We start from the raw sequence: 14327 nt of genomic DNA, 5'->3' as shown, positions 1-14327 counted from the left end.
CCCGTTCATGCTATGGATTGCCGCCCCTTCGCCGCTTGCCCGGAGACCCCCTCGAATGATCGAAACCCGCCTGCTCAGGCAGTTTATCGCCGTGGCCAAGGAGCTGAATTTTCACCGCGCGGCGATCCGCCTGCACATGGCCCAGCCGCCCCTGAGCCAGGCAATCAACCGCCTGGAAGACAAACTCGGCTTCAGCCTGTTCACCCGGGACAAGCGCGAAGTGCGGCTGACCGTGGCCGGCGCGGACTTTCTCGCCACCGCCCACGCCACCCTCCAGACCCTGGAGCACGGCGTCGAACAGGCACGCAAAGTGGCCAAGGGCATGGCCGGCAGCTTGACGGTCACCGCCATTTCCATCGCCGGCTACCCGTTTTTGCTGCACAGCCTCAAGGCCTTTCGCCAGGCCTACCCGCAGGTGCAGTTGATCATCCGCGAGATGCCGTCCGCCGAGCAGGCCAAGGCGCTGCTGACCGGCGACAGCGACATCGCCTTTATGCGCCAGTTGCCGCTGCCGGGCGGTCATCTGGCGTCACGGCTGATTCTCGATGAACCCGTGCTGCTGGCCCTGCCCCGCGATCACGCGCTGGCCGCGCACAGCGAGGTGCAGTTGCAGGACTGTGCCACAGAGGATTTTGTGTTTACCCCGCAAGTGCTGGGCAGCGGGTACCACGCACAGTTGATTGCCTTGTGCGAAAGCGCCGGTTTCTACCCGCGCATCGTGCAGGAGGCGGCGCAGATCCAGACCCTGCTGGGCCTGGTGGCCTGCGGTTTCGGTGTGGCCCTGGTGCCGCAATCGTTCGCCGCCAGCGGCCTCAGGGATGAGCTGGTGTTACGCCCGCTGGCCCCGGTCAGCCAGACGCCGAACCCGGGCATCGGCCTGTACATGAACTGGAACCGGCTACCGGCATCGATCCCGCTGGAGAACCTGCAGGCGCTGCTGGAGCAGCACCTGCCGCCGGCTGCGGCCTGATCCGGGTCAGATCCCGTCGCGGGCCAGGTCCATGGCGAAGTAGGTGAAAATCAGGTCGGCGCCGGCACGCTTGATCGAACCCAGGCTTTCACGCACCACCCGCTGCTCGTCGATGGCACCGGCCAGGGCGCCGAATTTGATCATCGCGTACTCGCCACTGACCTGATACGCGGTCAGCGGCAGGCGCGACACTTCACGGATATCGCGAATGATGTCGAGGTAGGCCCCCGCCGGCTTGACCATCAGCGAATCAGCGCCTTCCTGCTCGTCGAGCAACGACTCGCGCACCGCTTCGCGGCGATTCATCGGGTTCATCTGGTAACTCTTGCGGTCCCCCTTGAGCGCGCTGCCGCCGGCTTCACGGAACGGGCCGTAGAGCGCCGAGGCGAACTTGGTCGAGTAGGCCATGATCGCCACGTGGCTGAAGCCGGCCTGATCCAGGGCCCGGCGAATGGCCTGGACCTGACCGTCCATGGCCGCCGACGGCGCGATCACGTCGGCGCCGGCACGGGCCGCGGCCACGGCCTGCTTGCCCAGGTTGATCAGGGTCTGGTCATTGTCCACTTCATGGCCGTGCACCACGCCGCAATGGCCGTGGTCGGTGTATTCGCAGAAGCAGGTGTCGGACATCACGATCATTTCCGGCACGGCGTCCTTGGCGATACGCGACATGCGCGACACCAGGCCGTTGTCATTCCAGGTGTCGCTGCCGGTGCTGTCCAGGTGGTGGGACACGCCAAAGGTCATCACCGACTTGATCCCGGCCCGGGCGTAGCGCTCGATTTCGCCCGCCAGCTTGGACTCGGGGATGCGCATCACCCCCGGCATGCTCTTGATCGGCACGAAGTCGTCGATTTCTTCCTCGACGAAAATCGGCAGCACCAGGTCGTTGAGGGTGAACTCGGTTTCCTGGAACAGGCTGCGCATTTGCTCGGTGCGACGCAGGCGACGTGGACGGGCTTCGGGGAACTGGCTGGACATGGGATTTCCTAACGGCAGGCCAAGTGTAAACAGGACCAAAGTCTAAAAAGGGGCAAAGCTTATGCCTTGAATGCCAAGGGCACAAACACCGCTTTGCCAAGAGTATTTTTCCGCTTTCGTAACAATGGAATTGTTGACTAGTATTGGCCTCCCCCCCGTGACAGGAGTCACTCCGATGTTCGATATCCAGAACTACGGCAGTTTTATTGCCGCCATCGTGATTTTCCAGATGATTCCTGGCGCCGGCACCCTGACCATTCTCAATGCCACGGCGCGCAATGGCGTCAACGCGGGGATCGGCGCGGCGATGGGCACCCTGCTCGGGGACATCATCTATATGGTCGCCGCCGTCGCCGGGCTGGCCGCGCTGATGCAGGCCAACCCGATGTTGTTCCAGGGCCTGCAATGGTTCGGCGCGGCCTACCTGTGCTGGATGGGCGTGCAGTTGCTGCGCACCCCGATCAAGGCGGAAGACTCGGGGCTCGAGCCCAAAACCTCGGGCTGGGTCTATTTCCGCACCGGGCTGGCCGTGGCCATGACCAACCCGAAAGTGATTCTGTTTTTCGTGGCGTTCTTCCCGCTGTTCATTCGTCCTGACGGCTCCAGCATGACCCTGCTGGTGATGATGCTGCACATCACCGCCATCAGCCTGGTGTATCAGGTCGGCCTGGTGCTCCTGGGCAACGCCGCGGCGATCCGCCTCAAGGCCCTGCCCATGGCGCGGCGCATCGCGACCCGGGTTGCCGGCCTGGCGCTGATCGGTTTTGGCATCAAGCTGGCGACCAACAACCGCTGATGACCCTGGCCCCCCGGTGCGCCGGGGGCCGGGTGTTGGCTCACAGGTCGAGGCGGCCCTGGATGCAGGTCACGACCGCGCCACCGATCCAGATTTCCTCGTCCCGCTGCTGCACGTGAATCCTGCCCGCCCGGCCCATGCTCAGGCCCTGGCTCACCACGTAGCTCGACGGCGCCAGGCCCGCACCCAGCAGCCATTGGGCGATTCCGGCATTGAGGCTGCCGGTGGCCGGGTCTTCGGGCATGCCGTCCCCGGCGATAAAGGCCCGCACTTCAAACTGCGCATCGGTATCGTCGCGCTGCGGGTCGCATGGGGCGATAACGCCTACGGCCAGGCCTTGCAGCTGCGGGTAATCGGGTTGCAACTCCAGCACTTGCTGGCGTTCGGCGAGCATCAGCGCCATCCAGCCGGCGCCGTTATCGACCCATTGCGCCTCGACAATCGCCCCCGGCGCCAACCCCAGGCCACGCCGCGCCTGCTCCAGCAACTCGGGCTCGACCGCACCCGAGCGCAACAGTGGCGGCGCGAGAAAAGCCAGGTCCGCGCCTTGGCGCCGAATGCGCACCAGGCCGACCTCGCACTCCTGAATCACCTCCTCGCCCTGGGGCACGCCACCGGCTTGCAACCAGGCATGGCAACTGCCCAGGGTCGGATGACCGGCGAAGGGCAACTCTTCCAGGGTGGTGAAAATCCGCAGCCTATAGTCGGCCCGCGGGTCCCGGGGCTTGAGCACAAAGGTGGTTTCACTGAGGTTGGTCCAGCGGGCGAAGGCCGCCATGCGCTCATCACTCAACTCATCGGCCCCCAGCACCACCGCCAGCGGATTGCCCTTGAGCGGTTGGGTACTGAACACATCCACTTGCCTGAAATCGAATTGGCTCATTGCCGGTCCCGGGTTGAATTAGCACGCTGAAGAAGGGTTATCGGATAGCGCTGTAGCCGCCAGGCTCGGACCGCGTTCGGGCGCTGGCCCGAGCCTTCGGCAGCGGCTACAGGTTTACACCGGCTTGGGGATTTCCAGCCCGCGGATCACGGCGGGCCGGGCCAGGAAGCGGTCCAGCACCCGTTGCACGTTGGGGAAGTCCTTGAAACCCACCAGATCGCCAGCCTCATAGAAGCCGATCAGGTTGCGCACCCAGGGGAAGACCGCGATATCGGCGATGGTGTAGCGCTCGCCCATGATCCAGTCACGGCCGGTCAGGCGCCCTTCGAGCACGCCCAGCAGGCGCTTGGATTCAGCCACGTAACGGTCGCGCGGACGCTTGTCCTCGTAGTCCTTGCCGGCAAATTTATTGAAGAAGCCAAGCTGGCCGAACATCGGGCCGATGCCGCCCATCTGCCACATCAGCCACTGGATCGTCTCGTAGCGCGCGGCGGATTCCTGGGCCAGCAATTGCCCGCTCTTATCGGCCAGGTAAATCAGGATCGCCCCCGATTCGAACAAGGCCAGCGGCTGGTCGCCCGGGCCGTGGGGGTCGAGAATCGCCGGGATCTTGTTGTTGGGGTTCAACGACAGGAACTCCGCGGACAACTGATCGTTGGTGTCGAAACCGACGCGGTGCGGCTCGTAGGGCAGGCCGATTTCCTCGAGCATGATCGAGACCTTGACCCCGTTGGGCGTGGGCAAGGAGTACAGCTGTATCCAGTCAGCAAACTGCGCGGGCCACTTCTGGGTGATGGGAAAGGCTGAGAGATCAGTCATGACAGGTTTCCAGTGACGGTCAGGGGGGCTGTGCCGCAGGCGCTAGAGCGGCGGCGGATCGATTATAAGCGTCACGCGGCGAGACGCATTCTTAAATCGGCAACATCCTGTGGTTAAGCTCGCTCACACCCTGGGGCCAAGGCGCATACAGTGCCATCAGCCTGCCAGGATCGAACCAAAAGCCGTGCAGGGACTCAGACAACTACCTTCGGGTGGATGCATCGCTTATGACAGGGAAAACCACAGGCCACCGCCAGGGTGCCGTGCAAAGGTTTGTCAGCCTCAATCGAATGCGCTGAAGAACACCTATTCAATGACCAAGCTGCTGAACCTCGCCAAACGCCTTAAACATCGCGGTTACGTCGTGCTCCCGGCCCTGTTGCTCGTCAGCGGCCTGCTGCTGTCGCTGGAGTCCGGCGAGAGCCGCGCCCAGCCGGCCGACGGTACCCAGACCCTGGTGTTCCTGCGCCACGCGGAAAAACCCGCCGGCGGTCTCGGCCAGCTCAATTGCCAGGGCCTGAACCGCGCCATCGACCTGGCCTCGCTGCTGCCCGAAAAATTCGGCAAGGCCGACTACGTGTTCGCCGCCAACCCGACGCGCAATGTCGAAGAAGGCGAGTTCGATAATTCCTACAGCTACATCCGCCCGCTTATGACGATCAGCCCCAGCGCGATCAAGCTCGGCCTGCCGGTGAACATCGAGTTTTCGGCCAACGACACCAGTGCCCTGGCCGATGAGCTGCTCGAAGACCGCTACCACAACTCGATTATCTACACCGCCTGGTCCCACGGTTACCTGCCGGAACTGATCAACAAGGTGGCCCAGGAAGCCGTCGGCGATAAGCGCACCATCACCGACGATTGGGCTTCCAACGATTTCGACACCCTGTATGTGCTGACCCTGACCTGGCACAACGGCAAGGCCACCCTGCTCAGCCGCAACTACAAGCAAGGCCTGGACAACGGCCAGGAAAGTTGCCCGAGCTGACCCCTAGGCCGGGACCTGGGTGCCCTGATGGAAGATCATCTGCCAGCGCCCCTGGTCAAAGCGCCAGATCGAACTGCGGCGGGAATCGAGCGCCGGCTGCCCGGCGGTCTCGGCGCGACGACAGCGATAGGTCGCCAGCACCAGTACGTCCGACAGACGCTTGACCGAAAAATCACTGATGCTGCGCTCGACGAACTCATCCCCGGGCAGGCGTTGCAGCACTTCGGAGCGGTGCCAGGTGCCGCCGCTGGCGCCGAATTCAAAAAAGTCCTCGGCCAGCAGTGCCCGCAACTTTTCGCGGTCGGCGCGGACCTCGGCCTGCAGCAGGCGGTTTTCCAGATCGAGCAATTGTTGATGCAGACTCATGGGGTTCTCCTCCTTGGATAATCGACAGGCCAGGCCTCCTGGCCACGTCATCGATGCCGCGGCATCACGCACTCAGGCGTGTTGCAGCCCGTAGGCTGAAATAAACGGCGCCCGATCATTAACCGGTGGCGCCCCCCCTGTCCAGCCTCTTGCCGCGCCGCTGACAACCCGGCCAGCACGGTACGCCGTGCCAAAGGAGCAAAAGCCCGCGGCTTTGGTTAGTCTTGCCCGGCGCCACGCGGCGCCCCCAGCGAACGAACCGAGGCCCTGCATGAAATTCACCACCATCTCCATTGCCCGCAAGCTCAAATTCTACCAACTGCTGGTGTTCGACCAGGTGCTGCAAAGCGGCTCGCTGGTACGCGCGGCCCAGGCGCTGAACCTGACCCAGCCGGCGGTGACCAAGATCATCCACGAGCTGGAATCCTATTTCGACGCACCGCTGCTGGTACGCAGCAACCGCGGGGTCACGGCCACCGAGCTCGGCGAACTGGTGGTACTGCGGGCCAAGTCGCTGCTGGCCGAACTGCGCTCGCTGACCGACGAGGTCAACGCCTTTCAGGAAGGCACCGCGGGCCAGGTCATGGTCGGCACGCTGATTTCCGCCTCGACCTCGCTGCTGCCCAAGGCCATTCGCCTGCTCAAGCAACGGGCGCCCGGGGTCCTGGTGTCGTTGCGCGTAGGGCAGATGGACCAGTTGTTCCCGGCGCTCGCGGTGGGCGAAGTGGACCTGGTGGTGGGCCGGGTTCCGGACGACTGGAGCTGGCGCAACCAGTCGCCGAGCCTGGACGTCGAGGTGCTGTACGGCGAGGAGTTGAGTGTGGTCGCTGGGGCCGCGCACCCGCTGCATGGCAAGGGCGCCATCAGCCTGCACGACCTGCACGCCTACCCCTGGGTGCTGCCGACCCGCGACTCGCTGCTGCGCCGCACGTCCGACCAGATGTTCGCCGCCGCCGGGCTGTCGACGCCGGACAATGTTGCAGAGTCGCTGTCGATCCTGACCAACCTCAGCCTGATGCAGGACCAGCGCACCGTGGCCCTGATGCCCTACGAGGCGACCCTGCAGTTTGTCGCGGCCGGCATGCTCAAGGCCTTTGATCTGGGGGCTCCGATGCAGTTCGGCGATATCGGCTGTTTCTTCTCCAATGCCCGCAACCTGGGCCCGGCCGCGCGCCTGTTCCGCGAATGCCTGTACCTCGCCGCCCGCGAAGAATCGGACCCACAGCAGGCCAGCCTCGAGACCTGAATCCATGTATTCCAATCACTAATAGACAACCCGGAGTATTTGATTATTAACTAATACTTGGCCTGCCTACACTCGCTCCGAAACCCAAGTTCCGGAGGTTCGCGTGTCCACTGCCCTGCCCCTGTTGCGCCATTTCATCGCCGGCGAATTTGTCGCCAGCGCCAAGACCTTTGCCAACATCTCGCCCATCGACGGCCGCCAGCTGAGTCAGGTCTGCGAGGCCGACGCCTATCAGGTCGACCAGGCCGTGGCCGCCGCCCGCGCTGCCCAGGCAGGCCCCTGGGCCGCTTACAGCAGCAGCCAGCGCGCCGACATGCTGCTGCGCATCGCCCAGGGCATCGAGCAACGTTTCGAAGAGTTCGTGGCCGCCGAAGTCGCCGACACCGGGCGCCCGGTGCATCAGGCGCGAACCCTGGACATCGCCCGCGCCGTGCACAACTTCCGCACCTTCGCCGAGCTGCTGCGCCAGTCCGGCGGCGAGTACTTCGAGATGCGCGCCGCCGATGGCAACGAGGTGTTCAGCTACACCGTGCGCAAACCCCATGGCGTGGTGGCGATCATCTCGCCGTGGAACCTGCCGCTGTTGCTGCTGACCTGGAAAGTCGCCCCGGCCCTGGCCTGCGGCAACTCGGTGGTGGTCAAGCCGTCGGAAGACTCGCCCTCCAGCGCCACCCTGCTGGCCGAGGTCATGCGCGATGCCGGCCTGCCCAGCGGCGTATTCAACCTGGTGCACGGCTTCGGCCCGCAGTCCACGGGCGAGTTCCTGACCCGCAACCCGGACGTCGACGCCATTACCTTCACCGGCGAGACCCGCACCGGTTCGACCATCATGAAAGCCGCCGCCGAAGGGGTGCGTGAAGTGTCCTTCGAACTGGGGGGCAAGAACGCAGCGGTGGTGTTTGCCGACTGCGATTTCGACGCCGCCGTGGCCGGGGTCTTGCGCTCAAGCTTCAGCAACTCGGGCCAGGTCTGCCTGTGCTCGGAACGGGTGTACGTCGAACGGCCGATCTACGAGCGGTTTGTCGCGGCCATGGCGGCCGGGGCCGAGGCACTGAAGATCGGCTACCCGGATGAAGACGGGGTCAACATGGGCTCGCTGATCTCCCACAAGCATAGGGACAAGGTGCTCGGCTATTTCCAGCTGGCCCGGGATGAAGGCGCGACCCAGGTCACCGGGGGCGGCGTGCCGCACTTTGGCGACGCCCGGGACAACGGCGCCTACGTGCAGCCGACCATCTGGACCGGGCTCGGCGACGACGCGCGCTGCATGCGCGAAGAGGTGTTCGGCCCGGTGTGCCATATCGCCCCGTTCGACAGCGAGGACGAAGTGGTGCGCCGGGTCAACGATTGCGCCTACGGCCTGGCCACTGCCCTGTGGACCCGCGACCTGAAGCGCGCGCACCAGGTGTCGCGGCGTTTTCACGTGGGCATGGTGTGGGTCAACACTTGGTTCCTGCGCGACCTGCGCACCCCGTTCGGCGGTGCGCGGCTGTCGGGCCTGGGTCGCGAAGGCGGCCACCATTCCCTGGATTTCTACTCCGCGATCACCACCATTTGCGTCAACCCTTGAGCGGGAGCTTCCCCATGCATGCAGCACTTCTTCAAGCCGCCGAGCGCCTGCACCAGGCCCAGCTCACCGGCCAGCCCTGCGCCCCGCTGCGCGAGCTGATCGCCAGCGCCCAGGCCGACCTGCCGCAACAGGCCGCCATCGACCTGGCCTATGCCGTGCAACGCCATAACAACCAACGAGCGATCGCGGACGGACGGCGCCCGGTGGGGCACAAGATCGGCCTCACCTCGCGCGTCGTGCAGCAACAGCTGGGGGTGGAGCAACCGGACTTCGGCCAGCTGTTCGCCGACATGGCCCGGGGCGATGGCCAGCCCATCGCCTGGACCGACACCCTGCAACCCAAGGTCGAGGCGGAGATCGCCCTGGTCCTGGAGCACGACCTGACCCATGAGCGGCACACCGTGGCCGACCTGATCCGCGCCACCGCCTTTGCCCTGCCGGCCATCGAAATCGTCGGCAGCCGCATCGCCAACTGGGACATCCGCCTGCTCGACACCATCGCCGACAACGCCTCCTCCGGCCTGTTCGTGCTCGGCAGCCGCCCAGTACCACTGGCGACCCTGGACCTGGTGCGCTGCGGCATGCACATGACCCTGCGCGGCGAGCCGGTCTCGGTCGGCGCCGGCGCGGCCTGCATGGACAACCCGCTGAACGCCGCCCTGTGGCTGGCCGACACCCAGGTGCGCCTCGGCCAGCCCCTGCGTGCCGGCGACGTGCTGCTCACCGGAGCCCTGGGGCCGATGGTCGTGGCCCGTCCCGGCGACAGCTTTACCGCGCATATCCAGGGCCTGGGCAGCGTCACCGCCGCCTTCGCCGCCGCGCACTGAACAAGGACTGGCACATGCAACCGAAAATAAAAGCCGCCATCATCGGCTCGGGCAATATCGGCAGCGACCTGATGCTGAAGATTCTGCGCCAGGCCCGGCACCTGGAGATCAGCGTGATGGTCGGCATCGACCCCGCTTCCGACGGCCTTGAACGCGCGCGCCGGCTGGGCGTGGCCACCACCCATGAAGGGGTCGAAGGCCTGCTGCGGATGCCGCAGTTCGCCGAGATCCAGATCGTGTTCGACGCCACCTCGGCCACCGCCCACGTGCGCAACGACGCCCTGCTGCGCCAGGCCCGGCCGGGCATCCGCCTGATCGACCTGACCCCGGCGGCCATCGGCCCGTATTGCGTGCCGGTGGTCAACCTGGAACACAACCTCGACCAACTCAACGTCAACCTGATCACCTGCGGCGGCCAGGCGACCATTCCCATGGTCGCTGCGGTGTCACGGGTAGCGACCGTGCATTACGCGGAAATCGTCGCCTCGATCGCCAGCAAATCCGCCGGTCCCGGGACCCGGGCCAATATCGACGAGTTCACCGAAACCACGGCCAAGGCCATCGAAGTCATCGGCGGCGCAGCCAGGGGCAAGGCGATCATCGTCATGAACCCGGCCGAGCCGCCGCTGATGATGCGCGACACGGTGTACGTGCTGTCGGCCGCCGCCGACCCGCAGCGGGTCGCCGCCTCGATCGAAGAGATGGCCGCGGCGGTCCAGGCCTATGTGCCCGGCTATCGCCTCAAGCAGCAGGTGCAGTTCGACCCGATCAGCGCCGACGCGCCGTTGTACCTGCCCGGGATCGGACGCTTCAGCGGCCTCAAGACCTCGATCTTTCTTGAAGTCGAAGGCGCCGCCCACTACCTGCCTGCCTACGCCGGCAACCTCGACATCATGACCTGCGCCGCGTTGGCCACCGCCGAACGCATGGCCCAGTCCATGAGCCACTGCCGCTGAGGAACCGCGCCATGACTGCAATCCCCAACACCCCGCTGTACATCAGCGACGTGACCCTGCGCGATGGCATGCACGCCGTGCGCCATCAATACTCCCTGGACCAGGTGCAGCGCATCGCCCGGGCCCTGGATGCCGCCCGGGTCGACAGCATCGAAGTGGCCCACGGCGACGGCCTGCAAGGCTCCAGCTTCAACTACGGGTTCGGCGCCCACAGCGACCTGGAGTGGATCGAAGCCGCTGCCGACGTGGTGCGCCATGCCCGGATCGCCACCCTGCTGCTGCCCGGGATCGGCACCGTGCATGACCTCAAGGCCGCCTACAACGCCGGTGCCCGCATCGTGCGGGTCGCCACCCATTGCACCGAAGCCGACGTGTCGCGCCAGCACATCGAGGCCGCCCGGGAACTGGGCATGGACACCGTGGGTTTCCTGATGATGAGCCACATGCTGGCGCCAGCCGAACTGGCCCGGCAGGCACTGCTGATGGAAAGCTACGGCGCCACCTGCATCTACGTGGTCGACTCCGGCGGCGCGATGAACATGCAGGACATTCGCGAGCGCTTCCGTGCCTTCAAGGCCGTGCTCAAGCCCGAGACCGCGACCGGCATGCACGCCCACCACAATCTCGGCCTGGGGGTGGCCAACTCCATGGTCGCCGTGGAAGAAGGCTGCAACCGCATCGACGCCAGCCTTGCCGGCATGGGCGCCGGCGCCGGCAACGCACCGCTGGAAGTGTTTATCGCCGCCGCCGACAAGCTCGGCTGGGACCACGGCACCGACCTCTATGCCTTGATGGATGCCGCCGACGACCTGGTGCGGCCCCTGCAGGATCGCCCGGTGCGGGTCGACCGCGAAACCCTGGCCCTGGGCTATGCCGGGGTCTATTCGAGCTTCCTGCGCCACGCCGAGGTGGCCGCTGCCCGGTACGGCCTGAAAACCGTCGACATCCTGGTCGAGCTGGGCCGCCGGCGCATGGTCGGCGGCCAGGAAGACATGATCGTCGACGTCGCCCTCGACCTTCTCGCCCACCCTCAGGAGCAGCGCCCATGACCCCGGATACCGCCCGTATCGCCCACGCCCTCGACCAGGCCGCGCGCCGCGCCGAAGCCCTGGTGCAATTCAGCAGCGTCACCCCGTTCAGCCTGGAACAGGCCTACCGGATCCAGCGCGCCTCGATGCAGCACCGCTACGCCGATGGCGAACGCATGATCGGCGTGAAGCTGGGGTTTACCAGCCGCGCGAAGATGATCCAGATGGGGGTCGACAGCCTGATCTGGGGCTGGCTGACCGACGCCATGCTCGAAGAGGACGGCGGCCTGGTGGACCTGTCGCGCTATATCCACCCCCGGGCCGAACCCGAGCTGTGCTTTCTCACCAAACGCGCCATCGACGGCCCGCTGACCCAGCTCGAGGCCGCCGACTACCTGGAAGCGGTGGCCCCGGCGATCGAGATCATCGACTCGCGCTACCAGGCCTTCAAGTTCAGCCTGGAGGACGTGGTGGCGGATAACTGTTCATCGGCCGGGCTGGTGGTGGGCGCCTGGTCCCGGGATTTCAGCGGCCTGGCCAATGCCGGGGTGCTGTTGCGTGTCGACGGACGCCTGGTGGAATGCGGCTCCAGCGCGGCGATTCTCGGCCATCCGCTGCGCAGCCTGGTGCAGGCCTCGCAGCTGTTGGCCAAGGCCGAAATCGCCCTGCCGGCCGGCAGCCTGATCATGGCCGGCGCCGCCACCGCTGCGGTTGCCCTGGTGCCCGGGAGCCACGTCGCGGTGGAGATCGCCGGCTACGGCGAATGTGGCTTCACCTGCAGCGGCACCCGCCCGGGAGTCGCGCCATGACCGCCAGCCGCTCGACCGTGGTGGCCGGCAAGGCCACGCCCCGGGGGCGCTTCCCCCATATCCGGCGCGCAGGGGATTTTCTCTATGTCTCGGGCACCAGCTCGCGGCGCCCGGACAACAGTTTCGACGGGGTCGACGTCGACGCCATGGGCACCACCTGCCTGGACATTCGTGCCCAGACCCGCGCCGTCATCGAGAACATTCGCGATATCCTCGCCAGCGAAAATGCCGGCCTGCAGGACCTGGTGGAACTGTGCAGCTACCTGGTCGATATGAACGACTTCGGCGGCTACAACCAGGTCTACGCCGAGTACTTCGATGAAAGCGGCCCGACCCGCACCACCGTGGCCGTGCATCAATTGCCGCACCCGCACCTGCGGATCGAAATCAAGGCCGTGGCCTACGCCCCGCTCGATCGCGGTGGCGCCCCAGAACAACAATAAAAAGAGCACCTCGAACATGGACAAGCATCACTACAGCCCACCCTTCAACTTCAACCGCTGGATCGACGAACACGCGCACCTGCTCAAGCCCCCCGTGGGCAACCGCCAGGTGTGGCAGGACGCCGATTTCATGGTCACGGTGGTCGGCGGCCCGAATCAGCGCACCGACTTTCACGATGACCCGGTGGAGGAGTTTTTCTACCAGTTCCGGGGCAACGCCTACCTCAATATCTGGGACCGTGGGCGCTATGAGCGCATCGATCTGCGCGAGGGCGATATCTACCTGATGGCGCCCCACGTCATCCACTCGCCCCAGCGCCCGGAGCCCGGCAGCCTGTGCCTGGTCATCGAGCGCCAGCGGCCCCAGGGCCTGCATGACGCGTTGCAATGGTCGTGCGCCCATTGCGGCACCCTGATCAAGCGCTACGAGATGCAGTTGCAGAGCATCGTCCACGACCTGCCGCCGGTGTACGAACAGTTCTACGCCACCAGCGACAGCGAGCGGCGCTGCAGCGAATGCGGCGAAACCCACCCTGGCCGCGACTGGCAGACCTGGCACCGAACCCTCAACGCAGCGAAGCACCCATGAAAATCGATATCCACTCGCACTTCTTCCCCCCCATCAGCCAGGCCGAGGCGGCTCGGCTCAACCCCGAGCGCGCGCCCTGGTTGCAGCGTGAGGGGCGCAAGGGCCAGATCATGGTCGGCGACAAGGCCTTTCGCCCGGTGCACGACGTGCTCTGGGACCCGCAGCGGCGCATCGAGCACCTCGACGAGCAAGGCCTGGACCAGCAGGTCATGTGCGCCACGCCGGTGATGTTTGCCTACGACGCGCCCATCGCCAAGGCCCTGCCCTGGGCCCAGTTGATGAACGACCGCGCCCTGGAAATGACCGCCAGCGCTCCCGAGCGACTCAAGGTCCTGGCCCAGGTGCCACTGCAGGACCTCGACGCCGCCTGCCGCGAAGCCAGCCGGGCCAAGGCCTGTGGGCACGTCGGGGTGCAGATCGGCAACCATGTGGGCAACCATGACCTGGACCACGACAACCTGGTGAGCTTCCTCACTCACTGCGCCCACGACAACATCCCGGTGCTGGTGCACCCCTGGGACATGATGGGCGGCGAACGCATGAAAAAATGGATGCTGCCGTGGCTGGTGGCGATGCCGGCGGAGACCCAGTTGGGGATTCTATCGCTGATCCTGTCCGGGGCCTTCGAGCGCCTGCCCGAGTCGCTGCGCATCTGCTTCGCCCATGGTGGCGGCGGCTTTGCCTTTTTGCTGGGGCGGGTGGACAACGCCTGGCTGCACCGCGACATCGTGCGCGAGGACTGTCCGCAGTTGCCGTCGAGCTACGTCAAACGCTTCTTCGTCGACTCGGCGGTGTTCGACCCGGGCGCGCTCAAACTGCTGGTGGACGTGATGGGCAGCGACCGGGTGATGCTCGGTTCCGACTCGCCCTTCCCCCTCGGCGAGCAACGCATCGGTGCCGGGGTCCTGGAACACCCGCAACTGGACCGCACCCAGCAGGCGCAGATCCTCGCCGGCAACGCCCAGGCCTTCTTCGACCTGCACTGATCCCTGGGCCCCGGCGGCCCACCCCCTGTCTGACGGCGCTGGTACAACGCGCCGGGCGTGCCCGGTAACG

The 14327-nt window shown here is 65.7% G+C and carries 16 protein-coding genes; 12 read left to right on the top strand and 4 right to left on the bottom strand.

All coding sequences use genetic code 11. The features are described 5' to 3' along the window. Window positions 1–55 precede the first annotated feature (55 nt). Window positions 56–970, top strand: coding sequence for a LysR family transcriptional regulator (locus JFU57_RS19190; RefSeq protein ID WP_201130433.1), 915 nt, complete (start codon window positions 56–58; stop codon window positions 968–970). A gap of 6 nt (window positions 971–976) precedes the next feature. On the opposite strand, the gene hemB is transcribed toward JFU57_RS19190, so the two are convergent. Beyond that, complete coding sequence (hemB, locus tag JFU57_RS19185) at window positions 977–1951, bottom strand: porphobilinogen synthase (protein ID WP_020297054.1); 975 nt, start codon at window positions 1949–1951, stop codon at window positions 977–979. Between the two features lie 175 nt (window positions 1952–2126). On the opposite strand from hemB, the gene JFU57_RS19180 reads away from it, so the two are divergent. Continuing rightward, window positions 2127–2747 carry a LysE family translocator gene (locus JFU57_RS19180; protein ID WP_078473645.1) on the top strand — a complete coding sequence of 207 codons (621 nt, stop codon included), beginning with the start codon at window positions 2127–2129 and terminating at the stop codon, window positions 2745–2747. A 40-nt stretch (window positions 2748–2787) separates the two neighbouring features. Here JFU57_RS19180 and JFU57_RS19175 read toward each other — a convergent pair whose 3' ends face one another. Further along, window positions 2788–3630: a PhzF family phenazine biosynthesis protein gene (locus JFU57_RS19175; RefSeq protein ID WP_201130432.1), complete on the bottom strand. Its 843-nt coding sequence runs from the start codon at window positions 3628–3630 to the stop codon at window positions 2788–2790. A gap of 114 nt (window positions 3631–3744) precedes the next feature. Then, complete coding sequence (locus JFU57_RS19170; protein WP_078473647.1) at window positions 3745–4449, bottom strand: glutathione binding-like protein; 705 nt, start codon at window positions 4447–4449, stop codon at window positions 3745–3747. 313 nt (window positions 4450–4762) lie between these two features. Between JFU57_RS19170 and JFU57_RS19165 the strand changes: the two genes are divergently transcribed. After that, the gene (locus JFU57_RS19165; protein WP_201130431.1) at window positions 4763–5437 is read left to right on the top strand and encodes a histidine phosphatase family protein; all 675 of its coding nucleotides are present in this window, start codon (window positions 4763–4765) and stop codon (window positions 5435–5437) included. Window positions 5438–5440: 3 nt separating this feature from the next. Here the strand turns inward: JFU57_RS19165 and JFU57_RS19160 are convergent, their stop codons facing one another. After that, complete coding sequence (locus tag JFU57_RS19160; RefSeq protein WP_078473649.1) at window positions 5441–5803, bottom strand: nuclear transport factor 2 family protein; 363 nt, start codon at window positions 5801–5803, stop codon at window positions 5441–5443. Window positions 5804–6074: 271 nt separating this feature from the next. On the opposite strand from JFU57_RS19160, the gene JFU57_RS19155 reads away from it, so the two are divergent. The 9 genes from JFU57_RS19155 to JFU57_RS19115 all read left to right on the top strand — a co-directional run bounded on the left by JFU57_RS19155 (window position 6075) and on the right by JFU57_RS19115 (window position 14257). Beyond that, window positions 6075–7049 (top strand): LysR substrate-binding domain-containing protein, encoded by a 975-nt coding sequence (locus tag JFU57_RS19155; RefSeq protein ID WP_078473650.1) that lies wholly within the window; start codon window positions 6075–6077, stop codon window positions 7047–7049. Between the two features lie 103 nt (window positions 7050–7152). After that, the gene (locus tag JFU57_RS19150; RefSeq protein ID WP_446739664.1) at window positions 7153–8619 is read left to right on the top strand and encodes a 2-hydroxymuconic semialdehyde dehydrogenase; all 1467 of its coding nucleotides are present in this window, start codon (window positions 7153–7155) and stop codon (window positions 8617–8619) included. 14 nt (window positions 8620–8633) lie between these two features. Further along, window positions 8634–9446 carry a 2-keto-4-pentenoate hydratase gene (locus tag JFU57_RS19145; RefSeq protein WP_201130430.1) on the top strand — a complete coding sequence of 271 codons (813 nt, stop codon included), beginning with the start codon at window positions 8634–8636 and terminating at the stop codon, window positions 9444–9446. A gap of 14 nt (window positions 9447–9460) precedes the next feature. Further along, window positions 9461–10402 (top strand): acetaldehyde dehydrogenase (acetylating), encoded by a 942-nt coding sequence (locus tag JFU57_RS19140; protein WP_201130423.1) that lies wholly within the window; start codon window positions 9461–9463, stop codon window positions 10400–10402. An 11-nt stretch (window positions 10403–10413) separates the two neighbouring features. Then, entirely contained in the window at window positions 10414–11451 is a 1038-nt protein-coding gene (gene mhpE, locus JFU57_RS19135; protein ID WP_078473654.1) for a 4-hydroxy-2-oxovalerate aldolase, read from the top strand. Then, the gene (locus tag JFU57_RS19130; RefSeq protein ID WP_078473655.1) at window positions 11448–12239 is read left to right on the top strand and encodes a 2-keto-4-pentenoate hydratase; all 792 of its coding nucleotides are present in this window, start codon (window positions 11448–11450) and stop codon (window positions 12237–12239) included. The genes mhpE and JFU57_RS19130 overlap by 4 nt, the downstream gene beginning before the upstream one ends. Then, window positions 12236–12682 carry a RidA family protein gene (locus JFU57_RS19125; protein ID WP_201130421.1) on the top strand — a complete coding sequence of 149 codons (447 nt, stop codon included), beginning with the start codon at window positions 12236–12238 and terminating at the stop codon, window positions 12680–12682. Before JFU57_RS19130 ends, JFU57_RS19125 begins: the two co-directional genes overlap by 4 nt. A gap of 16 nt (window positions 12683–12698) precedes the next feature. Then, complete coding sequence (locus JFU57_RS19120; RefSeq protein ID WP_201130420.1) at window positions 12699–13271, top strand: 3-hydroxyanthranilate 3,4-dioxygenase; 573 nt, start codon at window positions 12699–12701, stop codon at window positions 13269–13271. Further along, on the top strand, window positions 13268–14257 hold the full coding sequence (locus tag JFU57_RS19115; protein ID WP_078473658.1) for an amidohydrolase family protein: 990 nt from the start codon (window positions 13268–13270) through the stop codon (window positions 14255–14257). The genes JFU57_RS19120 and JFU57_RS19115 overlap by 4 nt, the downstream gene beginning before the upstream one ends. Window positions 14258–14327: the final 70 nt, after the last annotated feature.

Source organism: Pseudomonas sp. TH07 (assembly GCF_016651285.1).
Lineage (GTDB): Bacteria > Pseudomonadota > Gammaproteobacteria > Pseudomonadales > Pseudomonadaceae > Aquipseudomonas.
Note: the sequence above shows the minus strand (reverse complement) of the source record. Positions and strands in the feature narration are given on the sequence as shown.